This is a genomic window from Kiloniella litopenaei (assembly GCF_000982415.1).
Lineage (GTDB): Bacteria > Pseudomonadota > Alphaproteobacteria > Kiloniellales > Kiloniellaceae > Kiloniella > Kiloniella litopenaei.
The window spans coordinates 66,747-91,245 of the sequence record NZ_LANI01000001.1 but is presented as its reverse complement, the minus strand read 5'-3'; the positions used below and the strand labels follow the sequence as shown (position 1 = coordinate 91,245).

The window sequence follows — 24,499 nt, the reverse complement described above, 5'->3', positions numbered from 1 at the left end:
CTTATGGACATAGATATATTCATCAACATTTTTCCCGAGCTGCTTTCTGGCATAGGGATGACGCTAACGTTGTTTTTCTCTAGCATCAGCATTGGCTTTGTTCTTGCCGTTGGGCTATTTGCTTTGCAAATCCATGATAAGGCTGTAATCAATCGCCCAGCACGATTTGTATCCTATGCAATTCGTGGTATCCCGTTATTAGTACAGCTCTATATCGTGTATTATGGGCTTGGGCAGTTTGAATGGTTGCGTAGCTCAGTGGCCTGGCCTTTACTGCGGGAAGCCTTTTGGTGCGCAATCCTTACCCTTTCAATTGTAAATTGTGCCTTCACCGCAGAGATAATGCGTGGGGCTTATCAGGCTGTTCCCAAAGGCCTCACACCAGCCTTAAGGGGCTGACACCAAATGAATATGCTACCAAGTCAACAGTGGACCAAAACAGAAACACAGCTAACTTATAAATGAGTACACATTGGGGAGCAGGTCAGACTGCTTAGAAATAATTGAACAGGGATTATTTCAGACACTATATGCTAGGAAACTTTCATGTTGAGAAATTTATATAAGCGAGTTCTCGTTGTTATAGCTTTTCTCGTGCTGACCGGAATTATTTATAATCGCACAAGCGCTGATGAGCTGCGATTGACGACGGGTGAGTACCCTCCCTTTACGACCCAAAATATACCGGGTGGTGGGATAGTTTCTGAAATCGTAGAGTTGGTTATTCGTGAAATGGGGTATGATTTTACGGTTGATTATTTACCCTGGAAACGTGGGTATGTTCTTTCAAAAAAGGGGACATATGCTGCTACATATCCCTATTTATTAACAGAAGAACGTGTAAATGAATTCCATTATAGCGACCCAATAATAGAATGGAGAAGCCACGTTTATGTGCGCAGAGATTCCGGCATTGTGTACAATAGTTCACTTGATCTGCTGGGGTTAAGAGAGTGTCTGCCTCATCATTATGGTGGCTTACCTGAATTGGACAAACTTCATGCGGAAGGGAAAATTAAACGGGTTCGTACGCCTTATATTAAAAGTTGCTGGTTGATGATTTTAAACGGACGTGCCGATTTTTTTGTAGAAGATGTTTTTGTTGCAGATATTTTTCGTCGGGAAGTACTTACAGAAAGGTTTGACGAGATTGTTGAATTGGAAAGAACAATCAGCACAGATTATGGATATATTATTTTTCCCAGAGGATTTGACAGATCCGAAAAGCTAGTGGCTCAGTTTAATGATACTCTGGCTGATTTATCTGAGAGCGGTAAGATATTAGAAATTAAAGAAACATTTTTAAAAGAGCATACTCAAATAGTGGATTTAATAAATTAGTTTGGGCATTAGGTTTATTCTGGATCTCAGGGGCTTATTTTAAGCAATCAAAATTTTTAAGCTAATTAAGTTTTATTTCTGAATTAAAGTTGATCGGGAAGGCGGAAAAGCCTAAATAAGAAGGTAACAAAAAAAACTAGGAATAGATTTATTTATGTTATCTGCTTTGATCCTTTCGATCCTACGAACCTTTACCGTTTCATCTGAACCTGCGCGGGCCGTTGTGCCTGTACGTGTAAGGCGTCGTGACCGGGATTCAAATTATAAAAATACGCGTTATTGATATTGGATAAAGGCTTGGCCTGGGTATTGTTGCCCCGGGCCATAGGCTGGTTCATCAATGGTTTTTGATCTGGGGTTTTTGATCTGGACAAGATCGTGCATCTGATTTTCCGGGAAATTCCATGAAGGAAATTAGACTTCTGAAACAGGCGCAGCGGTTCTGGTCTTCAGAGCATGAAAGCCTTCGCTGGTGGCATCTGCTTTTTACCTTCAAGCGGGCCGAAAACTCACTTTCCAAACGATCATCTGGTCTTGTTCGACTTGTTCCCGTTTTGCTGATCGTGGCGTTAATTACTTTGTTTGCCGGGTTAACCATTCCCATTTTACGAGTTGAAAAATTTTTCCTTTTTGAAGACCTTATCTCTATTTCCGGGGCCATTGATCAGTTGGTCAATAGTGGTGAGTATCTTATTGCGATTATTATTCTTCTTTTCTCGGTGATTTTTCCCACGATTAAAATTCTGGTTGCTAATTACATTTGGCGTGCGCGTGCTGTTGGTCACAAATCCGTACATCGGGCTGTGAAGCTTATCGATATTTTGGGAAAATGGAGTATGCTTGATGTTTTTATTGTCGGCATGATTGTCATTTCCGCAAAATCATCCGGGATGGCAAATGCAACCTCACAACCGGGGATGTATTATTTTGGTACCTCGGTCATCTGTTCCATGCTGGCTGTTATTCTGCTCAAAAGGTCGATTGATAAATTAACTGATAGCAGATAATCCAATCCTTGTTTTTTTGATATTCTATTATCTGAATTTTTTCCAAAGTCTTCCGTCAATTGCGGACAATCCAATGGCAATAAAGGTCATGCCGATAAAATGAGAAATTTCAAGTTTCTCATCCAAAAATATCGTGCCGAGTAAGATAGCGGAAACAGGAACAAGTAAGGTAACAAGCAATAGATTGGTTGCACCTGCCCGTTCCAAAATCTTAAAATAAAGAATATAGGCAACAGCTGTTGAAAGTAGGGCAAGCGCAACAAGGGATATCCACGTTTCATTCGAAATGATATCTATAGAGGGGACCCCGTCGATTATGTATGCTATTGGGAAAAGGAGCAGTGTTGCACCTGTGACCTGTCCCGCGGCTGTTACGATTGGATTTATAGCCATTGCTTTGAACCGTCGCCCAAAAACCCCTGCGACTGCATAGGTTAGTGTTGCACCCAAAATAGCCAGTTGAGCAAGGAAGTTTTGGTTGTCTTCTGGCAATCCAAACATGAGAACAACACCAAAAAAGCCGACAATAACGCCTGATATCTTTAATATGGTTGCTTTTTCATCTGGCAAAAAAAGCGTCGCAACGATGACTGCGAAGAGGGGCGTCGTTGCGTTCAGAATTGATGCCAAACCAGAGGGAATGTAAAATTGTCCCCATACGATGAGCGTAAAGGGGATTACGTTATTCAATAATCCCATGAATATAAGGGCTTGCCATGCCTTTATCGTTGTGGGTACGGGCATCTTAAGGGCAAAGATAACGGTCCATAGGGCTATTGCAGCCAATCCAACACGAATAGTAACAATCGTAAAGGGCGGCAGATCGGATACCGCAACACCAACAAAGAAAAATGAACCACCCCATAAAATAGACAGGACAACTAGCATGATCCATTCACTGGTACCCATGGTGGTATTGATAGATGTGTTCATATTGCTTTGTCTGCCGGATGGTTCAATGTCTGATCATAACTTATAGCGAGATTGATAAATATAACTATCCGTTTCTTGCTTTAATAAGCTTTCCGCTTTTGAAATAGTACAAGCTCAAAGTTTTTTTGTGTAATTTAGAAACACAAAAAACGTCTGTAAAAAAGTTCGCAAATGTTTTCTTTTCGTTAGGTCATTAAATAAGTGTCATCAGGCTTCGCATGCATTGTGAATAAAACCACCAGCTTAAACATTGATAATTTACTCTGTTCTATTGGATATGGCATGCTTCGTGTTCGTTGGGGTTCTTATTGATACCTATTCAGGTTGATACCTATTCGGGGGTGGGATTTGTCTTTATGGTAAAAAGAACGTTCGTACTTTTTCTGATTACATTCTTTACAGGTTATTTTTCTGTTGAGGCAAAGCCGCGTTTTATCATTTATTATAATAGCGATGCTTCCGCTTTAGCAGAGGCTGCAAAATTTGAATATACTCATGTCATTCTATCCTTTTTGAATGCGGAAATTGATCAAGAAAACAGAATTGTTCTCCGGCCCCCTGCCAAGATAGATGGTCAATGGGAGAGTGTGAAGATTTTACAGCGGAAGGGGATGAAGGTATTGATTTCTTTTGGCGGTGGCTTGGCCAAGGCAGAAGATTATAAACGTTTTGTCGGCCGAGAAAGTGAACTGGCTTCTGCTATTGGTCGGTATGTTCGGCAAAAACAACTGGATGGTGTGGATCTTGATTTTGAAGCAAGTGAAATGCTCTATAAAAAACGAAAGGTGGGAGTTGCTGATGGAAAAGATTTTTTGATAAAATTCACCAAGGCTTTACGGCACGAACTGCCTACCCCCAAGTTTTCTATCAGCCATGCGCCGCAATCTCCGTATTTAAACCCGGAATGGCACGGAGGGCCCTATCTAGAGATATTGAAAGCATCGGCAGAGGAAATCGATTGGATAACTGTACAGTATTACAATAACCCTGGACAAGACGACCCGGTGGTAACAAAGGTCGTTGGAACAGGAAAGAAGGTCTATAGCACTTCTTATCGTGGGTTGGTTGCTAAAAATGGAGCCTTGGCCTGGCCGAGTGAAAAAATTGTCATAGGCAAGCCCGTCTATAAAGCCGATGCCTTTAGCGGTCATGTGCCACCTGAAGATATCATCAAGAAAATTATCATACCGCTGAGCAGTGAATTCGGCGACTTATTTGGGGGTATCGCCGGGTGGCAATTTTCAACGCATACCCAGGATCATCGTGCTTGGAATGGCGAGGTCGGCAGGGCATTGTCTCAATAATCGTCTTTTTTGATTTATAGTTTTCCGTTTCGTACTTTGATTTTATGACCAACCTCGACAATTGCATTGATCGCGGGAACCAGTTCTGTTCCCAACTCGGTCAGGCTGTATTCAACAGACGGCGGCGATGTTGGTAAAACTTTTCGATCCACAACCATCTTGCTTTCCAGTTCTTTTAGCCGTGTCGTAAGCATTTTTGCTGAAATCCCCTCTAAGTCGTTTTTTAGCTCACTAAAACGGCGGGGACCGCCAGATAAGAACCAGATCAGGTTCGTGGTCCAGGCACCACCAAGAATAGCCATACACTCTGATAGTGGGCAGTTGTAGGGGACATCTCCGCTTTGGTTTTTCCGCATTTTCAAAGCCATGTTGGTGCTCTCCGGTCCGGCTAATTATGTTCATTAACGTTTTATATTCATCCGTTACCAAAAGGAAACCGAGTTACCTTGGTGAAACTATATAATTAAGTATCATAATATCATATGGTTTATAAAAGTAACTAATGAACTTACCTCCTTGGTTGTCACAAACCATTTTATTGAGGAAAGATCCTATGAAACTTTATTATAAACCAGGTGCATGTTCTTTGGCGTCTCATATTATTTTACAAGAATTGGGACATGATTTTGATATTGAAAAAGTCGATACAGATATCAAACAAACTGAAAGCGGTGAAGATTTTCGGCTTGTTAATCCAAATGGATACGTTCCAGCACTTAGGCTGGATAATGGCGAGGTTTTAACCGAGGGAGCCGCGATCCTTCAATTTTTAGCTGATCAAAAACCGGAATCAGGCCTGACACCTGCAACAGGGTCAGTGGAACGCGCCAGACTTCAAGAACACCTTAATTTTATTTCTTCAGAGCTGCACAAAGCATTTGGCCCTTTCTTTTCCGGTAATGCCGAGGGGGATGCACGGCAGCCAGCGGAAGAGAATGTCGCAAAGAAAATGGCCCACTTTGAAAAAATTCTCTCAGATGGTCGTAAGTATCTGTTGGGGGATACCTTTTCCGTTGCTGACGCTTATCTCTTTGTTGTTAGTAACTGGTCAAATTTTGTGGGCATCAACATGGATAGCGTTCCGAACCTCGCTGCTTTTGTAAATCGGGTAGCATCACGGGAAAAGACCCAGACGGCCCTTGCAGCCGAAGGTTTGCTTAATTGATCTGGAATGGTTGTGCCTGTCCTGTTCTTGGGACAGGCACCTATTTGTTGACTGATATAAAATTATAAAAGAGATCAAGAGGATGCCCAAGGATTATCAAGCCGTTGTAAATACCATTCAGGTTTATTTTGATGGCCTTTATCACAGCGATACAGATCGGTTGAAAAAAGTCTTTCATCCAAAGGCGCATTACGTCTGTGCTACGGATCCGCCACTTGTTTATTTAACAATGGAAGAATATTTCCCGATTGTTGAAAAAAGACCGTCACCGGCCAGTCGTGGTGAAAGACGGCAAGATCAAATACTCTCTATTCGGTTTGCTGGTGATACCACGGCATTTGTCCATTTAAATTGCGCAATCGGAGAGAAGATTTTTAACGATTTCCTGACACTGATTTTCGTGGATGATCCCCAGGATGGCCCCCTGGAGGGTGAGTGGAAAATTATTTCTAAAGTATTTGATTTTGAAATCAAAAATCTTACTTGAGATCTTTAATATTAATTTTAACAACTTACAGGGTGAATAATTATGCCGTACGTAAATATAAAAGTGACTGATGAAGGTGTAACAAAGGAACAGAAGGCTAAATTGATCAAAGGGGTAACCGACCTTTTACAGGAAGTATTGGACAAAGACCCTAATACAACCTTTGTTGTTATTAATGAAGTTGCACTAGAAGACTGGGGTATCGGCGGGTTACAGGTCGATGAATATAGGAAGCTTCATTCTTCCTGACACTAAAATCTGTTTGAAAAAGCAAAAGTGAACAGAAATGGTCCTTTGAGATTTCGTAAAATCCTGGCGTTTAATAGGTCATAAGGACTGTTTCTGTTATTTTCTCTGTTAGAGGTATTTCCCCTGGCTCAGGCCGTTTCTTTTATGCCAACCTTTGCAAGTGTTTCTTGTAGTGATGTATTGAGTGCTGAAACTTCTTGAATGACGGATTTCAAAGCCTTGTAACACTGGGAATCAATTGCGCTGTCCACCATTTCATCCATGATTGAAATGGCTTTTTCTACCGGCATTGCTGCGCGATAGGGACGATCAGCTGTAAGGGCATCAAAGATATCGGCGACGGTAACAATTCTGGTATCCATATCTATTTCATTATCGTTTAACCCATGCGGATAACCCTTGCCGTCCAATCGTTCGTGATGCCCCCCGGCGATGGGGGATATGTCTGCAAATGCGATAATGTTTTTAAGGATATTGACGGAAAAAACCGGATGCATCTTTATTATTGCAAATTCTTCGTCTGTAAGCTTGCCAGGTTTATCAAGAATACTGTTGCTGATACCCAGTTTACCGATGTCATGCAAAAGGGCGGCACGTCTTAACCAACGTCTCTTGTGATAGGGAACACCCATTTGTTGTGCGATTAAATCACTATAGCCCATAACCCTTTCGCTATGCCCGTGGGTAAAGGGGCTTTTTGCGTCAATAACCTTGGCAAAGGCACTTGCGATATCGTCCAGATAATCTTCGTCGACGGTTATGTCATGGGTTGGAAAGACCAGATCCTGAATTATATTTTCCAGATCGGGATCTTTGATTGTCTCCCAGAATTCATCCTTGGATGCAACTTTCTCAAAGGCTTTAACCATATCGGGTTCGAACCATGTTCCTGATCTGGATTTAACCTCTTCCAACGCAGCATGGCGACCCTCAGAAGTATGAAATACATCAACCACTTGGGATAACAGGGCAATTCGGGAAAAGACGGGTATGTCATCACCGGAAACCCCCGAAGGCAAGCCCGTGCCATTCCAGCGTTCATCCAGATTTAAAATACCCTCGGCAACTTTTTGTGAGAAACGCATCTTTAAGGCAATTTCAGCCCCGCGGTGGCAACGGGTTTCGATCAGCTCTTTCGCAATTTCCCCTCCATCTTGCAATATCTTGATAATTGCCTGAAAGCGTTCGCTCAGGCTGGCTTGCAATCCGGTGTGGGAAAGTACAAATCGTAAAGCTTGTGGCAGGCTGCCATTTATTTTTTTGAAATCGTGTTTGAATTTTTGATCATCGGTCAGATAAAGCTGACAAATGCGGGCTGCATTACTGCTACATCCCAGATCTTTCAGTAGTATCATGTAATACAGATCAGAAATATCCTGATCACGAAGACCAATTTCTTGCCCTATATGAATGCCAATCCAGCAACTGCGGACACAATGACCGATGGGCTGTCCTTCGGTCATGTCCAGGGCAGTACTGATTGCACTGACCAATTCTGATAAATGCAGACTGTTTGACATGTCTGTATTCTGCTTTGGTATATTCATATACTGGCCATGGGTTAATAATAATGACGCAGTAAAATAACCCTGTATGAATTAAGTTAAGGTTTATTTTTTTGATGGGAACGGACCTGATTAACGGTGGCTAAAGTAGTTTAGGCCTTTGTTTTATCAAATATGAGCTTTGGGATAACGCCTAATTTACTTCTTTATACAGATCGGCATAGTCTTGTCGCAGAACATTCTTTTGTACCTTTCCCATGGTATTACGGGGAAGTTCATCAGTAAAAAATATGTTTTTAGGCTGTTTAAAGCGGGCAAGTTGCCCCTTGAGGTTTGCTGTTACGTCCTCTTGATCAATGTTCTTTGTGTTGTCGGCAACAATTACGGCAACGACGGCCTCACCAAAATCTGGATGTTGCACCCCAATAACAGCAGATTCCTTTACACCGTCTATGGCATCAATAACTTGTTCGATTTCTTTGGGATAGACATTGTATCCGCCGCTGATGATCAGATCCTTGGCGCGACCGACAATGGCAACGCGGTCGTCCGCTGAAATAGTGGCAATGTCACCAGTTATGAAATATCCATCGGGCGTAAACTCTTCGGCTGTTTTTTCGGGCATTTTCCAATAGCCCTTAAAAACGTTTGGCCCTTTGATTTCAAGTACGCCTGCGTCTTGGTTTGATGTTTCTGTCGACAACCGGGCTTCAACCCCCGGCAAGGGGTAGCCAACAGTACCGGCGATGCGGTCCCCGTTAAGGGGATTGGATGTAATCATACCAGCTTCTGTCATGCCATAACGTTCGAGTATCGTCATGCCTGTCAGTTTTTCAAAACGGACAAAGGTATCTTCCAGCAAAGGTGCCGAGCCAGAGATAAATAACCGCATGTTCTGACAGGTAGATCGATCGAATTCCGGTTGATCCAGTAATCGGGTATAAAAGGTTGGAACCCCCATCATGACAGTGCTTTTTGGGATGAGGGCGATCATTTCTGCTGCGTCAAACTTTGGTAGAAACCACATGCCGGAACCGTTCATCAGCACACAGTGGATTGCGACAAAGAGACCATGAACATGAAATATGGGTAGGGCGTGTAAAAGAATATCGTCGGGCACCCATCCCCAATATTTATGCAAGACTGTTGCGTTACTGGCCAGATTATCATGGCTTAACATTGCGCCTTTGGATCGTCCGGTTGTTCCGGATGTATACAGGATCGCGGCGAGATCATCCCCTGTAACATCTGCAATTTCAATGTGTGGGGTTGCACGCTGGAATTGATCCATCAAGCTGCCTGTTGCTTTGCTTCCCAGTGTTAGTAAATGAGAAACAGAATTTTTTTGTGCTACAGGGCTAAGGTTTTTGTGCTTCTCGGGGGTACAAACCATAATGTGTGGTCTGGCATCCCCCATGAAATAATCAAGTTCGTCGGCTGTATAGGCAGTATTCAAGGGCAGATATACAGCACCTACGCGTAAACAGGCCAGATAGAGAACAACAGCTTCTTTTGTCTTGTCCACTTGTACGGCGATACGGTCGCCAGTTTTTGTGCCCAGCGCGATAAGGGCCCCAGCCATTTGAGCTGTTTGTTGATCCAGTTCTTGGTAACTCAGGTTACGTCCGTCAGGGGATTTAATAAAATCCGCTGACATATCTTGGGGAAAGCGCGATTGAAAAAGGGCGTAAAGGTTTTTAGACATAAATAAGCTCGGCGAAGAATGTATCTATTGGGGGAATATCAGGCTGTTTGATCGATGATATCCATGGGCAAACTGGCAAGGAAATCGTTGAATGATCCTTGTTGGACTGTCACATGCTTTCCTAAAAGCTGCTCGGCCAGTTCCTTGTTGCCTTTTATAATGGCGTCTGTAATTTCGGCGTGTTCCTGAAATGAATTATTGAGACGGTTGCTCTGGCGTAGTTGAAGGCGTCGATAGGGTGTTAGACGGTTGCGCAGGTTTTTTGTTTGTTCGCTCAGAAAGTCGTTGTGACTTCCTTTGTATATGGCTTCGTGAAAAGCGACGTTGGCTTTGTAATAGCTGTCATAGTTTCGGTCAGAGACCAAAGGTTCTGCGACGAGGTGCAGTTCTTTCAATCTGTCACGCTCTTCATCAGTCATGCGATCCGCCGCCAGTTTACCACAGGTTCCTTCCAGTTCGGCCATAACTTCGAACATGTCCACCAGCTCTCTCAGGCTCATTTTCTTCACAAAGGCACCGCGTCTGGGGCGAATTTCAACCAACTGCATCATGTTTAGCTGTTGAAGGGCTTCTCGTACAGGTGTTCGCGAGACGCCAAATCGTTCAGTTAATGCCACTTCGTCTAAACGTGTGCCTGGAACAATCTCCCCCAGGACAATTTCATGCTCAAGCTGTCTTCTCAAGTCATTTGACGACATGTTCGCCACGCGCAGAACTCCTGATACCTTATTGTTTTTGCTCTATTGCCTTTAGACAGAATTTATCTCTTAAAAGCAAAAGAATTGAAAATTATAATACAGGATATTTTGTATATTTAAATATAAATATTGTATACAAGAATTATTGACTTGTATTTCCAAGCTGGCTTATTGTGTTCAGAATTGAAGTTGGAATTCTAAAAAAACAACGGGTCATATCCTCTGGTTTTGGGGACTAATTGACCTAAAACAGGGAGACTACCAATGAAAATTTCAAAAAAAGCGCTGGGCTTGGCGCTGGGCAGCTTTGTGCTGACAGGTGGGTTATTTGCTGAAACAGCAATGGCAAAAAGCTTGAAAGCTTCGCACCAATGGCCCGGTGGAAAAGGGGACGTCCGTGATGAAATGGTTCAGATCATCGCGCGTGAAGTCAATGCAGCCAATGTTGGTCTGGATATAAAGGTTTATCCGGGCAAGGCACTCTTTAAGCCCAAAGAACAATGGGGAGCGATGGTAAAGGGACAGCTGGATATTTCTGCTTTCCCTTTGGCTTATGCGGCGGGACGTCACCCGGAATTTAACGCAACCAATATGCCGGGCCTTGTCAAAAATCATGACCATGCGACACGTTTGAACAAATCACCTTTCATGGATGATATCAAAAAAATCATCGATGATGCGGGTGTCGTGGTTCTTGCAGATGCTTGGTTGGCTGGCGGGTTTGCCTCTAAAAAACAATGTATTTTGGGGCCGGATACCATGAAGGGCCAGGTAACCCGTGCCGCGGGTAAATCATTTGAACAGATGCTTGTTGGGGCCGGGGCCTCAATTGCCTCTATGCCAAGTTCAGAAATTTATTCTGCCATGCAGACGGGTGTACTTGATGCGGCCAACACCAGTTCAGGAAGCTTTGTTTCCTATCGTATTTATGAACAGGTTAAGTGCTTGACCGCGCCGGGGGATAACGCGTTGTGGTTCATGTACGAGCCGTTGCTTATGTCCAAGAAAAGCTGGAACAAGCTTAACAAAGAGCAGCAAGATGCTTTGATGGCTGCGGGTAAGAAATCTGAAGATTTCTTCCTAGATGCAGCCAAAGGGTTGGATACGAAATTGGTAGAGGCATACGAAGGCGCTGGGGTCGAAGTGGTAACCATGAGTAACGAAGATGCTGCTGCCTGGCTCGAAATTGCCAAGGAGACATCGTACAAGGCCTTTGCTGAAAAAGTAAAAGGCGGGGAAGAGTTAATCAACAAAGCTCTCGCCGTTGAATAAGGCAGGTATTGATGCCTTGCAGGTATCTGTAAGGCATCTTCCTTGCATAGATTTGCTCTTTCGTTTGGTCCGTTCAGTATGAATTTTTTTATTGATCTCGTGCGTCAACTCTCTCGTGTATGTGGCGTATTTGCTTCTGTTCTTATTGCTTCGGCGATTGTCGTTGTTTGTCAGATGGTGGTACTACGTTACTTCCTACAGGAATCTACCGTTTGGCAGACTGACTATGTGACCTATGCACTGGTTGCTGCCACACTGATCGGCAGCCCTTATGTCCTGTTGATCAAGGGGCACGTGAATGTCGATTTATTGCCGCACTATTTAAGCTTGCCAGCTCGAAAAATCCTGGCCTTTGTTGCCAGTATCTGTGGTTTGATCTTTACCGTTTTGTTGACCTGGAAGGGGTATGAACTCTTTGCCGAGGCTTTGGAAGGCGGGTGGGTAACAGATACGATTTGGGAACTTCCTTTGTGGATACCCTATCTATCCCTTCCTGTTGGGATCGGTTTATTGTCTTTGCAATATGTCGCAGATATTTTGGCCCTATTGAGTGGGCGGGAAATGCCCTTTGTGATGGACAGCCATAGTTCATTTGAGGGGGAATAGTCATGGATCCACTTTATATTGGTGTCTTGGTTGCGATTGCGACGATTTTTGTCCTCTCATCTGGCATTCCTGTTGCCTTTGGTCTTGGGCTGGTCGCGGTTGTTTTTCTGGTTGCTTTCGAGGGCTTTGGCTCGCTTGATGTTGTGGCGGAAACTTTCTTTTCCGGATTGGCTGAATTTGCGTTGGTTTCCATTCCCATGTTTATTGTTATGGGGGCTGCGGTTGCTTCTTCCCCCGCGGGGAAAGATCTATACGCTGCGCTTGATCGTTGGCTTAATCGTGTACCGGGTGGCTTGATTATCTCTAATATCGGGGCCTGTTCTATTTTTGCGGCCTTGAGTGGGTCATCACCTGCGACCTGTGCCGCGATTGGGAAAATGGGCATTCCAGAAATGCGCAAACGGGGATACCCGGATGGCCTGGCCACGGGATCTATTGCGGCCGGGGGAACCCTTGGAATTCTTATTCCGCCGTCAATTACGATGATTGTCTATGGTATTGCGACGGAAACATCGATTGGCCGTTTGTTCCTTGCCGGGCTGTTACCGGGATTGCTTCTAACCGTTCTGTTTATGTGCTGGTCACTCTATACAGCATGGCGGAATGGTTACAGCTTTAAAGATCAGATCGGTGGATATAGCTGGCGAGAAAAGTTTGAAGTTTTGCCCCGGGTTTTTCCTTTTCTCGTGATCATCGTTGGGGTGCTTTATGTGCTCTATGGCGGGGTAGCTACACCGTCAGAAGCGGCGGGTGTGGGGGCACTTTTCTGTCTGGTTCTGGTTGTCGTGATATACGGCATGTGGCAGCCGCGAAAAATTTGGGCGATCCTGTCTGATTCCATGAAAGAGTCTGTGATGATCCTGATGATTATCGGGGCATCTGCTCTTTTCAGCTACACCCTTTCGTCCCTTTTTGTGACGCAATCGGTGGCGGAATATATCGCCAGTCTGGATATCGGAAAATGGCAGCTTCTGATTATTATCAATTTGTTTTTACTGGTTGCCGGGTTTTTCCTGCCACCTGTTGCGGTGATTTTGATGACCGCACCGATCCTGTTGCCAATTATTATTCAGGCTGGATTTGATCCCTATTGGTTTGCAGTTGTCTTTACCATCAATATGGAAATCGGACTGATTACACCACCTGTGGGTCTTAATCTTTATGTGATCAACGGCATTGTGCCGGATGTATCGCTCCCCACCATTCTCAAAGGGGCACTTCCCTTTATGCTCTGTATGGTTTTGGCCATCGCTATTCTTTGTGTCTTCCCCGAGATTGCAACATGGCTACCCAATTATCTGATGGGTGGAACATAACAGCGAACCTGCTTTTTGCGGAATGGTGATAAAAATCGGCTGATCCACATTGGACAGCCGATTTTTTATATTCAGGCGTAATTACCGGGCTTTAGGTTGTGGGGCTTTCTCGTTGATATGGCTAAATGGTGATATGGCAACGCGGCCAGAACCTATAAGAAGAACGGGGCAGTGGGAAATAAGGCCTGTTATCTCTATAAGGTATTTTTTAGAATATTGTTCTGGGATGAGATCATAAAATCAAACAAATGGGTTGCAAAGAAATCTATCTTCTTTATTGATTTGCCCGTTCACAGCTCTGTTCGCACCATTAAACTTGGTGTGATGTAACTCTAGTTTAGGGATCAGGCTACTATATGACTGTTGATACTATTGATTTTCCTCAAATCCTCACCGAGATAAGACAAGAAATCCAACCTTTTTTTGGACAGGGTAAACAGGCCGATTATATTCCGGCTTTGGCGAATGTACCTGGTGACAAGTTTGGTATGGCTGTCCGTACTGCTGCGGGGCAAGAATTTGTGGTGGGGGATGCAGAGGAAGATTTTTCCATCCAGTCTATTTCAAAGCTTTTTACCTTGATGCAGGTTCTTGGGCTTGGTGACGAAGATATATGGTCACGTGTTGGGCGCGAACCGTCGGGAACTGCTTTCAATTCATTGGTTCAGCTGGAATATGAACAGGGCATTCCCCGTAACCCCTTTATCAATGCGGGTGCTATTGTTGTAACCGATATACTCGCGGGCCGATCCGCCGATGCTTCTCGCCGGATCGTTGATTATTATAGAATGTTATCGGGCAATGAAGAAAACCGACCGGATGAAGAGGTTGCCATATCGGAAAAAGAATGCGGTTATCGAAACGCTGCCTTGGCAAACTTGATGTGTAGCTTTGGCAATATTAACACCCCGATCCCGGATCTTCTGGATGTATATTTCAGACAATGCGCCCTGACGACGTCCTGTTTGGACCTTGCCCGTGCGGCTATGCCGCTGGTTTGCGGTGGTTATTCACCCATTGCGGATGAACAGGTTATGAGAGGCCGGGATGCAAAGCGGATCAATGCTTTGTTGCTGACATGTGGGCTTTATGATGCTGTGGGGTCTTTTGCCTATACTGTTGGTTTACCAGCCAAAAGTGGTGTTGGCGGTGGTATTATTGCGGTCTTGCCAAAGGAATTTTCGGTTGCTGTCTGGTCCCCGGAACTCGACCGCTATGGCAATTCATTGGTCGGCGGCAAAGCCTTGGAATTGTTCACGACCAAAACGGATCTTTCGATTTTTTAATCACATCATTTTTTGGTGTCATCTGGTTTGCACATAAACCGGATTTAGCTGCGTCCTAAAGTCTCACGATGGTTTTAGAATTGACTTTGTCTGGTTTATTTATAAACATATATATTAAATGAATGTTTATAAGGAGTGTTTTATGGCTGTGTTACACTGGCTTGAAGCCGCGTTTCTTTTCCCCGGAAATATTGTCGTACAGAAACTGGGGATCAGTATCGAAGAGGACGGCGGTATTCTGCGATCTTTTATCAATATGTGTGTCTGGGGGATCGTAACGGGGACCATCGCTTTCTATGCATTTCAGGACGTCGCGTGATCTATCGGCCAGAAATATTTGCCTTGCCTTCGTCTTTATCCGGCGATGATACGCATCAGATTTTCGATCGGGCCACGTGTGAAGAACTTGGTATATGCCCAAACATAAAGGGCAGTAACGAGGATGAAAATTCCCGAGGCAAGAACTGCATCATCTGTGGTTCCAGATGTATTTTGTCCATCAAGAAGTCCTAATGCTTCCAGTGTTCCCATGCCTAGAAGTATATGGGCAACATATAGGGTCAGTGTTTGTCTGCCTATATTATTACAAAGCCTGAACCCGACTGTTTTGGACAAGCCAGCGGCCTTTGAACTGATCCATAGGCTAAAGGCAAGAACCATACAGGCGCTTGCCATACCGGCAATCATATAATAGGGCATCGGCGGCAGGGGCTCTGTCGTTGCGATATCAAGCAAATCCTGTTCTGCCCCGGTTAACAAGGCGAGGGTCATAAGGGATAGTCCCTCGACAGTTAGCAGGGCGATTAGCCCAAAGATAAATAGCTGTCGTTGCGCCTGGATCTGGTTAAGGGACAAACGGCTGAGAAAAATGCCGAACAGAAAGAAGGCCAACCAGGGAACAACGGGGTGCCAACCATTAAAAAACAGGTTGCAGATAAAGCCTTCCAGGGTCCAGAAATTTTTATAGGTGTAGGTTTTCCAATCCCACCCCACATCGTAGTCCAGGGTAAATAACATAATCACAAAACCCACGAGCAGGGCGATAATAGAGCTGATCAATCCCCTGGCGCTCATGCGGATAAAAAAGACACCAAAAAAGAAATAGAGCGCGTAGTAATGCAGAATATCGGCATCAAAAATCAGGCTGTTCAAAAGGCCCAGAACAAGCAGGAATAATGCCCGTTTCGTGGTGAGCCAAACCAGGTGATCATTAAAGTCGTGATTAAATTCTTGATTTTTTGCGGCTTTGTTTGCTGTCAAACCAAGGCCGATACCCGCGAGGACAACAAAGGTTGCCGCAGCACGCCCTTCCAAAGCACCGACAAAAGTTGTCGCCAGAAAAGATCCTTGGCCTTCCGCCCCCATGGCAACAGTGAAATTGACCAGAACCATGCCAACAAAGGCGATAAAGCGGGCAAAATCCAAACCTTCCAGACGTGCAGACGTTGTCATAAATCTTTCCTGTGTCGTGACCTTTTCATTAATACCCGGCGGTCGATTTGTTATACAGAACAATTCTATGGGTATTATGAATTAGGTCATACGCGACGCAAGCTGACAGATTACTGACAAGTGACTAATATGAAGGCTATCTGTGCTGTTTGTTAGCTTATTATTTATGAAACGAAAAAAGCAGCCGTTTGCACGACTGCTTTTATCATTTTAAAACCAGATGCTTATCCGGTTATCCTGATTGAGCCAATGTAACCATTGTTTCCATAGATGTTTTCAGGGCTTCCAGATCTGCGCCTTTTGGAACAGCCTGTTGTGTACAGTTATTCAGGGCGACGACATGATCCATAAAGATACGGTCTTGCGGGTATTTTTTGTTATACCCAGCTACAACCTGGCTTTTAAAAGCATCGACCTGTTCCTGTAACTTGGCGGCTTTACCCTGATCACCGTTGCTGAACTTCAACAGGCCGGGGGTAATAATCTCGTTTTGTATATAGCTGTTATAGGCACCTAGACCATTTTGAACCTTGGCAACATCAGATGAATCATACGATGTTTGCCCTAGCTTGGCGTCGATAAAATCGATCAGGGCCTGACAACCTTGCATGTTGTTGATTGATGGGTCGGCCATTGCTGGCTGGCTTAGTGTGATCAATGCGCCAAGTGCGATATAAGTTACTGTTTTCATTTTGTTATCCATAACTAAAAAAGTGAGGGTTTATTGTTTGATCTTTGGATTTTGAACAGAGTTATCCCGTTCACAAAGATCGGGGATCTTGTGTTTAAGGGGTTTTCTTAAACGGTACTTGAGAGGCTGTTTATGAAAATTGGTTATATAATGGGAAGTACTGGACCTCCGCCTAGAGTAGGGTCGTCGTTCAAGACTGTTTCCAGAATGCTTCCTCCGCCAGAAGTGGTGACAATAACAAAGCCATCGCTACTGGTATTTGTCCCAGACTGGGGATCTGTAAAAACAGGGGACGAGCCTGATCCCAGTATATCACTTATGGGAATAACGGACGTTGTCGCTTCGTCCGATAATAGATGGGTTTCTTCGGACCGGGTTTCTGTCCCGTCAACTTGTGCCGCTGTGCTTAAGATTTCCGTCGGGTCCAACACACCCTGAGTGTTTAGTAACTCCAGTATGGTACCAATACTTTGGTGATAGGACTGTCCATTTTGGCTGTTGGTATCTTCTAGATGCAACAAATTTTCTTCTGTTGTCCCTGTGATGATAAGGGACGCCAGAGGATCATTGTGTTCTTCATCCAAAAGGTTGAGATATTGGGTGCTTTCCATAAGTGACGGATCGTTATTCTGATCGGCACGAATGTCTGTTTCCTGAATTTTTGAAAGCTGTGTTCGTGTGTCTTCTGGTTGTGGATCACTTGACAGGCCGTTTATAAGCGCCTGATCTTCCTGACCTCTGACCACTGGAAGTGTTTCAAAAAGACCTTCGACCCCCAGAATAACAAAGGCAGCATGTAGCTGATAGTCATAGGGATCGTGTTGTTTATTCTTTTGACGCTTTTTATAATACAGTGACAAGAGATCAGATTTGTTTTGCCATCCCTGACGTTTTGAATTTGAGGTTATGACAGCAGCACTTGGGGCAGAATCTTTTGATGTTTCGTCTTGATCCTGTGACGGGTTAAAATCTTTTAGAAGTATATCAGCCGTATTGTCTGTATCCTCCTGTGCGTAAAACACGGGGGGAATGAACATAAAGATAAACTCTTCGCCAAGCTGTAGTTTCTCTTTCAGGCGTTTTCGTGCGCGTGACAAGCGGCTCATCACGGTACCGATTGGCACGGAAAGGCTTTTCGCTGCTTCTTCATAGCTATGGCCAAAAGACACAATCTGTTCCAGAACTTCCTGATCCTTTTGCGGCAGGTTTTTAAGAACATCCTGCACGCGGTTCAAAAGGGATCGGTGCTCTATCTCTTTGGCAAAACAGATGTTGTTCTGGATGCTGTCATTTTCGATTTCTGTTTGTGACTGCAGTTCCTTTTGCCGCCGTTTGATCTGATTGATCCAGAGGTTCTTCATAATAGGAAACAGCCACTGTTCCATTTCATATGCATCGTCATAAAGATGCTGTTTGGCATGGGCGCGGCCATAGGTTTCCTGAAACAGGTCCGAAGCAAGCTCGTCATCTTTTGTTAGATACCTGGCATAGCGTTTAAGCTTTGGCATAGAGCTTTCTAGTTTTTGCTCAAAATTCAATTGCTTGGGACCTGTTACTGTTGTTGTGTCTAATTGTATCTGCATGGGGCTAGCCATTACACAGATTGAATAACATCTTCTGGTAGTAAAATAACAATTGCACCATACCTCTCTAGGCCAAAGTATCAAGACTATTCTGGTTCAGCATATTGGTCAGAATATCATTATCAGACGTCCCAGCTGATCCACCAAGGGTCGAGAGTGAATGGTTTTCAAGAACAATGGTGTGATCTATGGTTCCATCCAGGTTGCTGTCGATGTGAATGCTAACACCGTTTGTTCCCTGAATGAAATCCAGATACTGGTCCAGGTTCGATGCGGTTTCTGCGGTGTTCAACAAATCACCAAGGTCAAGAACATCATCAAACTTAAAGTCCTTGATGGTATCTGTCTCTACTGGACCATTGGTGGCAATATCTGCCTGACGAAATACAAAGCGGTCATTGCCATCAAGACCGTACATGGTGTCGTTTCCGCGCCCTCCCGTAATGACATCGTCGCCACCGACACCGTAACCGCTGCTCATTGCATAGGTATGGCTGTCACCATAGATAATATCGTCGCCATCACCACCGTCGATAATGTCGTCGCCTCCTTGGGCAAAGTTAAACCCGAAGCCTGAAATATAGCCCGATTGAAAACTTGCGTCTCCCATAATTGTATCATTGCCGGCGCCGCCATAGATGGTATCGTTCCCGCCGGACAGGGATAAGGTGCTCGAATAAGTATTCAGGCTATTACTGTCACCAATGATAAGATCATTACCATTCCCGCCGTGAAGCGTGTCATCGCCACCGCTTGAATCATTCAGCGAACTGCCATCACCATAGATGGTATCGTTCCCGTCACCGCCGTAAACGGTGTCATTGCCACAGACTGAATTGTTGATAACACTGGCGTCACCAAAGATGATATCGTCTCCACTACCGCCTGAAACCGTATCGTCACCTCCTACGGAGCTTGTCAAATAATTACTGTCACCATGCAGGCGGTCGTTTCCACCGCCGCCGTTGATCACATCATCACCTGTCACAACATTATTCAGGAAAGCACCATCGCCAAAGATCGTGTCGTCGGTGGCAAGTCCGGTGATTTGATCATCCCCAAAAGACGTAGAGGTTTGGTGCGTGATTGTGACGGATGATGACAATCCGCCGCTGGTTGCCTGAATATTATAGTAACCTGCTGCCCAGGAATTATCGGCAGAGAAGATAATGGACGAGAAGGGCGCCGTCACTTCCCATGCGGTTCCGTTGCTACCGGGAACCATTGTGCCCTGATTTAGAACTGTTCCCGCGGGGAAACCCTGTAACAGAATGGTGTCTGTTGGCGACAGGTTGTGTGCAAAGCTGATTTGATACACATTGTTCGCACCGTCACCAACAATAACACCGCTATCAACAAGAACATCGTTCCCGTCACCACCCCGGAGTGTGATTGGCTGATTACCAAAAGTTCCCTGATCCCGAACCGAGTAGGGCAATAGATCAAGGGACAGGCTTAAAAAAGGAGCAGGTGGGGTGCTCAAATTACTTGTATTGCCACGATCCGTAGTGTCTGGTTGATTTGCTATTAATCCAAATGCGAGTTCTGTTGGATCAATCACGCCCTGTCGTTCCAACAGGTCGATTGCGTTTCCCAAATCATCGCTGTATTGACTGCCCCCGCCCCCAACGAGTGCTACGGCATCCCCCGCTGCCGTCTCGATGGGGGCCTGATCCAATATCCGGGCAAGCTCTTCTTTCTCTTCTTCAGAAAGCGCGGCAATGATCTCGGCAAAGTATTCGGGATTACCCAAAGCACTGGCGAATTCCACCAGGGTATCATCCGCGCTAACAGAAGCCCCGGAAGGCATCATGTCGCTGGTAAGGGTATCTGGGGTCAAGGTATCTGGCTTGATCAGGTGATTTAAACTTGCATCAAGCTCTGGTGAAACAGCGTTTGTCTGTGTGTTTGTTTCTGGGGCGAGTGCAGAATTTTTTTCAAGGCGTGTCGTCATAGCTTTTTCCCGTAAAATCGTTGTCTGACAAGCAAACAAATTCGAAAGTTACTAGGACTACAGCCCGGATTTCTTTTTATTCCATTTTTTTTTAATTATTTTTTGTAGAGAGCAGAGTTAACTCCTCTTATTTGGCCGTTCTGTTTTGAAACGATGTTTCTAAATGGATTTGAAAAGCGCGCTTTATATGTTGTTGAGCTGCTTTTTCAGCCGCTTCTGGGTTGCGATTTTTTATTTCTTCAATTATGCGTTGGTGTTCTTCATAAAGTGGATTTGGTCTGTCTGAAGGAAGATATTTCACTCCACGCAGAAGAGCCATCGAGTCAGAAATTGCTTCAAAAGCTTTAATTAAAAAGCGATTATGAGCCGCATTATAGATTGCATGATGAAGTTCCCAGTTGATTTGATTTAAATCTCTGGGGTCTTTTGCCTCTCGACCCTTTTCCAAGATATACTCCATATTCGCTATTTCCATATCTGAGGCATGCTGAGCGGCGAAGCGTGCCGCGATACCTTCTAGTTCTTCGCGTAGGGCATATAATTCGGCAACTTCTTGCGGGTTTAGTTCTGCAACGATGGCGCCTCTTTGAGGTTCAAACGTCAAGCGCCCTTCGGACTGTAATCTACGAAAAGCCTCACGAACAGGTGTTCGGCTAACATTTAAAGACTTTGTAAATTCTGATTCTCGGATACGCTCTCCGGGATGGTATTGTCCGTCGCGAATGGCCTGAAGTACTTCTTGGTAAACATATTCACCCAGTGAGGGTTGAGCATTTTTGCTCTCTTCAATTTTGTTATTTTTATCGTTCATAATAGTTACGTTAACTTATTGTTTTCAAAAATGGAAGTTACGCTAGATGAACTTATTTTGCAATATGTTGACTCATATGTACTAAAATGTATACAATTAAGTACATAATTAAGCTCCCCTAAAAAGGGCCGTTAAAATTTAGCAGGAGGTTCCTTTCCAATGAATGGTAGAATCAAAGTTGTCGCCTTAGCCTTTGCTTTGGCGGCTGTATCAACAATACTCCCGACTTTTGAACTAAAAGCGGATGATTTTCCGAAAAAGCCTTTGGCAATGATTGTCGCTTATTCACCCGGTGGTGGGACTGATACCGCAGCACGCGTAATTGCTAAATATGTTCAACCTCACTTGGGACAAAGGCTTATTATCCAAAACAAACCTGGCGCAGGTGGTCAAATTGGCTTTACGGCATTAGCGAACGCTAAGAATGACGGCTACAAAATTGGATTTATTAATATTCCGTCGATTTTTATGGTCAAAATGTTGCGAGATAATGTGCCGTATGAGATGTCAGATTATGAGGCTATCGCAAATATTCAACTGGACCCTGTTGTCCTGACGGTCAAGGCCGATAGTCCTTATCAAACATTTGAAGAGTTTATGGATGCGGTAAAAAAGAACCCTGGTAATGTTAATGTTGGTGGTGATGGGCCTCAATCTAACAACCAGTTGCAAGTTGTTGTTGCTGAGGACAAACTGGGGATCGATGTGAATTTTGTTTCATTCAACGGCTCTGGACCTGCGATTACGGCAACGTTAGGTGATCAGGTTGTTGCTTCTGTCCCATCAGCGAGTTCTGCCACAAGCCACATACAGAATGGTCGGCTACGTGCCTTAGCTGTCTTTGCTGATGCGCGGTATAAATACCTTCCCGATGTACCAACCATTAAAGAAGCGTCTGGTGTTGATGTGCCGTCAATAGGTGCTTCAATGCGTGGTGTTGCTGTTCCTAAGGGGATGGATCCTGCCCGTAAAAAAATCATTGAAGCTGCATTTGCAAAAGTGATGAAAGATCCTGAATTCATAGCGCATGCAGATAAAATGGGCTTACCGCTACATTATATGAATGCAAAAGATTTTGATGCCTATCTCAAAACGGCTGCTGAATCTGTCGAGAGCTATATTTCATTATTAAAATAGTAGAGAAAGCCTGAAAGGAGTACGTGATGCGCCAAGACTTTATGGATAAATTGTTTTCTTTATTGATGATAGTTTTTGCTATCACCAGTGGGATTGTGGCTTTTCAGTATTCTTATGAATCGTCATATTTTCCACGTCTCCTTTCGGCATTCATTGCTGCGGTAGCATTGCTTCTTTTAGTCCGCCTTAAGTCAGCTTCAGGTAAGGACGAAAGCGCTGTGGTTGACGGGATAAAAGACCAAACTCTAGCTGGTCTTAGTGTCTTTACGGGCATTGCGCTCTATGCCGTTGGTATCCAAATTATCAACTTTGAACTTTCAACAATAATTTTTATTGCCGGATTTATCTTTTATCTCGGGTATCGAAATCTATTGATTATATGTGGTGTTAGCCTCGGCGTAACAGCACTTCTTTACGGTGTTTTCTTTGAATTCTTGGCGGTAAGTCGTCCTGAAAGTCTCTTTTTGCAATAAGGGCGAAGGTTATGTTTGATAATATTTTGCTTGGATTATCAGCACTCTCGGACGTAACGATGTTGGCTGCAATTGCCGCAGGTGTACTCGGTGGCGTGATGATTGGGGTTCTGCCGGGATTAAGTAGTACGATGGGCGTTGCATTGCTTATTCCGATAACATTTTCAATGCCGCCACAAGTCGGATTGGCTATGCTGGGGGGGATTTATCTTTCTTCTACTTACAGTGGTTCAATTAGTGCAATTCTACTAAATATCCCTGGTACTTCGGCGGCGGTCGCGACGTTGCTTGATGGGCATCCTATGTCAAAGAGGGGACAGTCAACACGGGCAATTTCTTTGGCAACTTTTGGGTCTTGTATTGGTGGATTAATTAGTGTCGTTGCTCTTCTTTTTATCGCCCCACCCTTAGCAGAATTTTCTTTAATGTTCGGTTCTCCCGAATATTTCTTGCTTGCTGTATTTGGTATTACAGTTATTGCATCTTTATCCGCCGGCGCTATGGAAAAGGGCTTAATTGCTGGCGCAATTGGTCTGATCCTGAGCACTATCGGTAATCACCCTTTGACAGGGGAGATGCGCTATACCTTAGGATTACCTTCTTTATATGATGGGATTCCTCTAGTTGTATCGTTAATTGGACTGTATTCAATTCCTGAAGTAATTGATATGGTTACTAAACGTAATCAGTCTGAACGCCCGCTTATCAATACTGACGCTTCCAATCCGTTCACATTTTTACCAGAAGTTCTAAGCCAGAAAATAAATCTACTCCGTTCTAGCTTAATCGGAATAGTGGTTGGGATTATACCTGGTGTGGGGTGCAGTGTCGGAGGCTTTTTGTCCTATGATGCTGCTAAACGTATATCCAAGAAACCAAAAGAGTTTGGTAATGGTTCACCTGAGGGCGTTATAGCATGTGAAACAGCTAATAATGCTGTAACCGGGGGGACATTGATTCCGTTGCTCACACTTGGAATACCGGGAAATCCAGTGACTGCGGTTTTGTTGGGGGGAATCATGATACATGGTTTACGCCCTGGTGCTGAACTTTTTACCCTGAACGCTGAAATCACCTATGGTTTTATTCTCAGCTTGTTTGTTGCCAACCTTTTGTTCGTGCCCATCGGATTATTTATTGCGAAATACTGCGTGCGCATCATTCAGGTGCCGAGACCAATTCTCGCGCCAATAATTATGACTTTGGCAGTCGTGGGGGCTTACTCTATTCGTAGCTCGATTGAAGATATCGCGATTATGCTTTTTGTCGGCGCCGTTGGGTTTATCTTTCAGCTCTTTAATGTGCCCAGGGCTCCCCTCGTACTTGGTTTGGTATTGGGAACATTGGCCGAAGGCGAATTAGCCAGATCCTTAGCGCTGGTTCATGGTGATGTCTTTGCTTTTGCCACTCAATTGGTAACGCGTCCTATCTCTTTTGTAATTCTGCTGCTTTGTTTTTATGCCTTATATCAAGGCATCGTACAGCATCGCAAAAAATCTAAAATTCTTGAGGATTAATAACGTC

Annotated in this window: 25 protein-coding genes; 15 read left to right on the top strand and 10 right to left on the bottom strand. The window is 44.3% G+C overall.

All coding sequences use genetic code 11. From position 1 onward, the window contains the following. Window positions 1-3: 3 nt before the first annotated feature. The 3 genes from WH95_RS00410 (at window position 4) to WH95_RS00400 (ending at window position 2,348) form a co-directional block, all read left to right on the top strand. Window positions 4-399, top strand: a complete 396-nt coding sequence (locus WH95_RS00410) for an ABC transporter permease subunit (RefSeq protein WP_052741655.1) — start codon at window positions 4-6, stop codon at window positions 397-399. Window positions 400-546: 147 nt separating this feature from the next. Further along, window positions 547-1,341 carry a substrate-binding periplasmic protein gene (locus WH95_RS20220; RefSeq protein WP_052741654.1) on the top strand — a complete coding sequence of 265 codons (795 nt, stop codon included), beginning with the start codon at window positions 547-549 and terminating at the stop codon, window positions 1,339-1,341. 404 nt (window positions 1,342-1,745) lie between these two features. After that, a complete protein-coding gene (locus WH95_RS00400) occupies window positions 1,746-2,348 on the top strand; it encodes a paraquat-inducible protein A (RefSeq protein WP_052741653.1) in 603 nt (200 codons plus the stop codon). Window positions 2,349-2,375: 27 nt separating this feature from the next. Here WH95_RS00400 and WH95_RS00395 read toward each other — a convergent pair whose 3' ends face one another. Next, window positions 2,376-3,281 carry a DMT family transporter gene (locus WH95_RS00395; protein WP_046501554.1) on the bottom strand — a complete coding sequence of 302 codons (906 nt, stop codon included), beginning with the start codon at window positions 3,279-3,281 and terminating at the stop codon, window positions 2,376-2,378. 356 nt (window positions 3,282-3,637) lie between these two features. On the opposite strand from WH95_RS00395, the gene WH95_RS00390 reads away from it, so the two are divergent. Next, on the top strand, window positions 3,638-4,585 hold the full coding sequence (locus WH95_RS00390) for a glycosyl hydrolase family 18 protein (protein WP_046501552.1): 948 nt from the start codon (window positions 3,638-3,640) through the stop codon (window positions 4,583-4,585). Between the two features lie 14 nt (window positions 4,586-4,599). On the opposite strand, the gene WH95_RS00385 is transcribed toward WH95_RS00390, so the two are convergent. Further along, entirely contained in the window at window positions 4,600-4,953 is a 354-nt protein-coding gene (locus WH95_RS00385; protein WP_046501549.1) for a winged helix-turn-helix transcriptional regulator, read from the bottom strand. 185 nt (window positions 4,954-5,138) lie between these two features. Here WH95_RS00385 and gstA point away from each other — a divergent pair, with 185 nt between their 5' ends. The 3 genes from gstA to WH95_RS00370 all read left to right on the top strand — a co-directional run bounded on the left by gstA (window position 5,139) and on the right by WH95_RS00370 (window position 6,486). Further along, window positions 5,139-5,750 carry a glutathione transferase GstA gene (gstA, locus tag WH95_RS00380; protein ID WP_046501546.1) on the top strand — a complete coding sequence of 204 codons (612 nt, stop codon included), beginning with the start codon at window positions 5,139-5,141 and terminating at the stop codon, window positions 5,748-5,750. An 82-nt stretch (window positions 5,751-5,832) separates the two neighbouring features. Next, complete coding sequence (locus WH95_RS00375; protein WP_046501543.1) at window positions 5,833-6,237, top strand: nuclear transport factor 2 family protein; 405 nt, start codon at window positions 5,833-5,835, stop codon at window positions 6,235-6,237. Window positions 6,238-6,279: 42 nt separating this feature from the next. Continuing rightward, window positions 6,280-6,486 (top strand): tautomerase family protein, encoded by a 207-nt coding sequence (locus WH95_RS00370; RefSeq protein WP_046501541.1) that lies wholly within the window; start codon window positions 6,280-6,282, stop codon window positions 6,484-6,486. A gap of 128 nt (window positions 6,487-6,614) precedes the next feature. On the opposite strand, the gene WH95_RS00365 is transcribed toward WH95_RS00370, so the two are convergent. The 3 genes from WH95_RS00365 to WH95_RS00355 all read right to left on the bottom strand — a co-directional run bounded on the left by WH95_RS00365 (window position 6,615) and on the right by WH95_RS00355 (window position 10,394). Beyond that, window positions 6,615-8,006: an HD-GYP domain-containing protein gene (locus WH95_RS00365; protein WP_046501540.1), complete on the bottom strand. Its 1,392-nt coding sequence runs from the start codon at window positions 8,004-8,006 to the stop codon at window positions 6,615-6,617. A 178-nt stretch (window positions 8,007-8,184) separates the two neighbouring features. Further along, the gene (locus tag WH95_RS00360; RefSeq protein ID WP_046501538.1) at window positions 8,185-9,696 is read right to left on the bottom strand and encodes a malonate--CoA ligase; all 1,512 of its coding nucleotides are present in this window, start codon (window positions 9,694-9,696) and stop codon (window positions 8,185-8,187) included. Window positions 9,697-9,734: 38 nt separating this feature from the next. Further along, complete coding sequence (locus tag WH95_RS00355; RefSeq protein WP_046501535.1) at window positions 9,735-10,394, bottom strand: GntR family transcriptional regulator; 660 nt, start codon at window positions 10,392-10,394, stop codon at window positions 9,735-9,737. A 264-nt stretch (window positions 10,395-10,658) separates the two neighbouring features. Here WH95_RS00355 and dctP point away from each other — a divergent pair, with 264 nt between their 5' ends. The 5 genes from dctP (at window position 10,659) to WH95_RS21400 (ending at window position 15,193) form a co-directional block, all read left to right on the top strand. Further along, window positions 10,659-11,666, top strand: coding sequence for a TRAP transporter substrate-binding protein DctP (dctP, locus tag WH95_RS00350; RefSeq protein WP_046501533.1), 1,008 nt, complete (start codon window positions 10,659-10,661; stop codon window positions 11,664-11,666). Between the two features lie 78 nt (window positions 11,667-11,744). Next, window positions 11,745-12,272: a TRAP transporter small permease gene (locus tag WH95_RS00345; RefSeq protein WP_046501531.1), complete on the top strand. Its 528-nt coding sequence runs from the start codon at window positions 11,745-11,747 to the stop codon at window positions 12,270-12,272. Window positions 12,273-12,274: 2 nt separating this feature from the next. After that, window positions 12,275-13,588 carry a TRAP transporter large permease gene (locus WH95_RS00340; RefSeq protein ID WP_046501529.1) on the top strand — a complete coding sequence of 438 codons (1,314 nt, stop codon included), beginning with the start codon at window positions 12,275-12,277 and terminating at the stop codon, window positions 13,586-13,588. A gap of 356 nt (window positions 13,589-13,944) precedes the next feature. Continuing rightward, window positions 13,945-14,874, top strand: coding sequence for a glutaminase (locus WH95_RS00335; protein ID WP_046501526.1), 930 nt, complete (start codon window positions 13,945-13,947; stop codon window positions 14,872-14,874). 142 nt (window positions 14,875-15,016) lie between these two features. After that, window positions 15,017-15,193, top strand: coding sequence for a hypothetical protein (locus WH95_RS21400; RefSeq protein WP_204247633.1), 177 nt, complete (start codon window positions 15,017-15,019; stop codon window positions 15,191-15,193). A gap of 35 nt (window positions 15,194-15,228) precedes the next feature. Here the strand turns inward: WH95_RS21400 and WH95_RS00330 are convergent, their stop codons facing one another. The 5 genes from WH95_RS00330 to WH95_RS00310 form a co-directional block, all read right to left on the bottom strand. Further along, window positions 15,229-16,326, bottom strand: a complete 1,098-nt coding sequence (locus WH95_RS00330) for a heparan-alpha-glucosaminide N-acetyltransferase domain-containing protein (RefSeq protein WP_046501524.1) — start codon at window positions 16,324-16,326, stop codon at window positions 15,229-15,231. Window positions 16,327-16,558: 232 nt separating this feature from the next. After that, on the bottom strand, window positions 16,559-17,017 hold the full coding sequence (locus WH95_RS00325; protein ID WP_046501521.1) for a hypothetical protein: 459 nt from the start codon (window positions 17,015-17,017) through the stop codon (window positions 16,559-16,561). 143 nt (window positions 17,018-17,160) lie between these two features. Continuing rightward, window positions 17,161-18,600 (bottom strand): RNA polymerase sigma factor, encoded by a 1,440-nt coding sequence (locus WH95_RS20215; protein ID WP_157845838.1) that lies wholly within the window; start codon window positions 18,598-18,600, stop codon window positions 17,161-17,163. A gap of 67 nt (window positions 18,601-18,667) precedes the next feature. Next, complete coding sequence (locus tag WH95_RS21765; protein ID WP_052741651.1) at window positions 18,668-20,554, bottom strand: calcium-binding protein; 1,887 nt, start codon at window positions 20,552-20,554, stop codon at window positions 18,668-18,670. Window positions 20,555-20,681: 127 nt separating this feature from the next. Next, window positions 20,682-21,365 carry a GntR family transcriptional regulator gene (locus tag WH95_RS00310; RefSeq protein ID WP_046501519.1) on the bottom strand — a complete coding sequence of 228 codons (684 nt, stop codon included), beginning with the start codon at window positions 21,363-21,365 and terminating at the stop codon, window positions 20,682-20,684. A gap of 159 nt (window positions 21,366-21,524) precedes the next feature. On the opposite strand from WH95_RS00310, the gene WH95_RS00305 reads away from it, so the two are divergent. The 3 genes from WH95_RS00305 to WH95_RS00295 are packed head-to-tail and all read left to right on the top strand — an operon-like array spanning window position 21,525 to window position 24,492. Further along, window positions 21,525-22,502, top strand: coding sequence for a tripartite tricarboxylate transporter substrate binding protein (locus WH95_RS00305; protein ID WP_052741650.1), 978 nt, complete (start codon window positions 21,525-21,527; stop codon window positions 22,500-22,502). Between the two features lie 26 nt (window positions 22,503-22,528). Beyond that, the gene (locus WH95_RS00300; protein WP_046501516.1) at window positions 22,529-22,975 is read left to right on the top strand and encodes a tripartite tricarboxylate transporter TctB family protein; all 447 of its coding nucleotides are present in this window, start codon (window positions 22,529-22,531) and stop codon (window positions 22,973-22,975) included. Window positions 22,976-22,986: 11 nt separating this feature from the next. Beyond that, complete coding sequence (locus tag WH95_RS00295; protein WP_046501514.1) at window positions 22,987-24,492, top strand: tripartite tricarboxylate transporter permease; 1,506 nt, start codon at window positions 22,987-22,989, stop codon at window positions 24,490-24,492. Window positions 24,493-24,499: the final 7 nt, after the last annotated feature.

Excerpts from the sequence above, each read along its gene's own strand:
- WH95_RS00330 (WP_046501524.1), bottom strand. The coding sequence starts at position 16,326 with ATGACAACGTCTGCACGTCTGGAAGGTTTGGATTTTGCCCGCTTTATC.
- WH95_RS00365 (WP_046501540.1), bottom strand. The coding sequence starts at position 8,006 with ATGTCAAACAGTCTGCATTTATCAGAATTGGTCAGTGCAATCAGTACT.
- WH95_RS00370 (WP_046501541.1), top strand. The coding sequence starts at position 6,280 with ATGCCGTACGTAAATATAAAAGTGACTGATGAAGGTGTAACAAAGGAA.
- WH95_RS00355 (WP_046501535.1), bottom strand. The coding sequence starts at position 10,394 with ATGTCGTCAAATGACTTGAGAAGACAGCTTGAGCATGAAATTGTCCTG.
- WH95_RS00340 (WP_046501529.1), top strand. The coding sequence starts at position 12,275 with ATGGATCCACTTTATATTGGTGTCTTGGTTGCGATTGCGACGATTTTT.
- WH95_RS21400 (WP_204247633.1), top strand. The coding sequence starts at position 15,017 with ATGGCTGTGTTACACTGGCTTGAAGCCGCGTTTCTTTTCCCCGGAAAT.
- gstA (WP_046501546.1), top strand. The coding sequence starts at position 5,139 with ATGAAACTTTATTATAAACCAGGTGCATGTTCTTTGGCGTCTCATATT.
- WH95_RS00360 (WP_046501538.1), bottom strand. The coding sequence starts at position 9,696 with ATGTCTAAAAACCTTTACGCCCTTTTTCAATCGCGCTTTCCCCAAGAT.
- WH95_RS00395 (WP_046501554.1), bottom strand. The coding sequence starts at position 3,281 with ATGAACACATCTATCAATACCACCATGGGTACCAGTGAATGGATCATG.
- WH95_RS00400 (WP_052741653.1), top strand. The coding sequence starts at position 1,746 with ATGAAGGAAATTAGACTTCTGAAACAGGCGCAGCGGTTCTGGTCTTCA.
- WH95_RS00325 (WP_046501521.1), bottom strand. The coding sequence starts at position 17,017 with ATGAAAACAGTAACTTATATCGCACTTGGCGCATTGATCACACTAAGC.
- WH95_RS00310 (WP_046501519.1), bottom strand. The coding sequence starts at position 21,365 with ATGAACGATAAAAATAACAAAATTGAAGAGAGCAAAAATGCTCAACCC.
- WH95_RS00305 (WP_052741650.1), top strand. The coding sequence starts at position 21,525 with ATGAATGGTAGAATCAAAGTTGTCGCCTTAGCCTTTGCTTTGGCGGCT.
- WH95_RS20215 (WP_157845838.1), bottom strand. The coding sequence starts at position 18,600 with ATGCAGATACAATTAGACACAACAACAGTAACAGGTCCCAAGCAATTG.
- WH95_RS20220 (WP_052741654.1), top strand. The coding sequence starts at position 547 with ATGTTGAGAAATTTATATAAGCGAGTTCTCGTTGTTATAGCTTTTCTC.
- WH95_RS00385 (WP_046501549.1), bottom strand. The coding sequence starts at position 4,953 with ATGGCTTTGAAAATGCGGAAAAACCAAAGCGGAGATGTCCCCTACAAC.
- dctP (WP_046501533.1), top strand. The coding sequence starts at position 10,659 with ATGAAAATTTCAAAAAAAGCGCTGGGCTTGGCGCTGGGCAGCTTTGTG.
- WH95_RS00335 (WP_046501526.1), top strand. The coding sequence starts at position 13,945 with ATGACTGTTGATACTATTGATTTTCCTCAAATCCTCACCGAGATAAGA.
- WH95_RS00410 (WP_052741655.1), top strand. The coding sequence starts at position 4 with ATGGACATAGATATATTCATCAACATTTTTCCCGAGCTGCTTTCTGGC.
- WH95_RS00345 (WP_046501531.1), top strand. The coding sequence starts at position 11,745 with ATGAATTTTTTTATTGATCTCGTGCGTCAACTCTCTCGTGTATGTGGC.
- WH95_RS21765 (WP_052741651.1), bottom strand. The coding sequence starts at position 20,554 with ATGACGACACGCCTTGAAAAAAATTCTGCACTCGCCCCAGAAACAAAC.
- WH95_RS00375 (WP_046501543.1), top strand. The coding sequence starts at position 5,833 with ATGCCCAAGGATTATCAAGCCGTTGTAAATACCATTCAGGTTTATTTT.
- WH95_RS00295 (WP_046501514.1), top strand. The coding sequence starts at position 22,987 with ATGTTTGATAATATTTTGCTTGGATTATCAGCACTCTCGGACGTAACG.
- WH95_RS00300 (WP_046501516.1), top strand. The coding sequence starts at position 22,529 with ATGCGCCAAGACTTTATGGATAAATTGTTTTCTTTATTGATGATAGTT.
- WH95_RS00390 (WP_046501552.1), top strand. The coding sequence starts at position 3,638 with ATGGTAAAAAGAACGTTCGTACTTTTTCTGATTACATTCTTTACAGGT.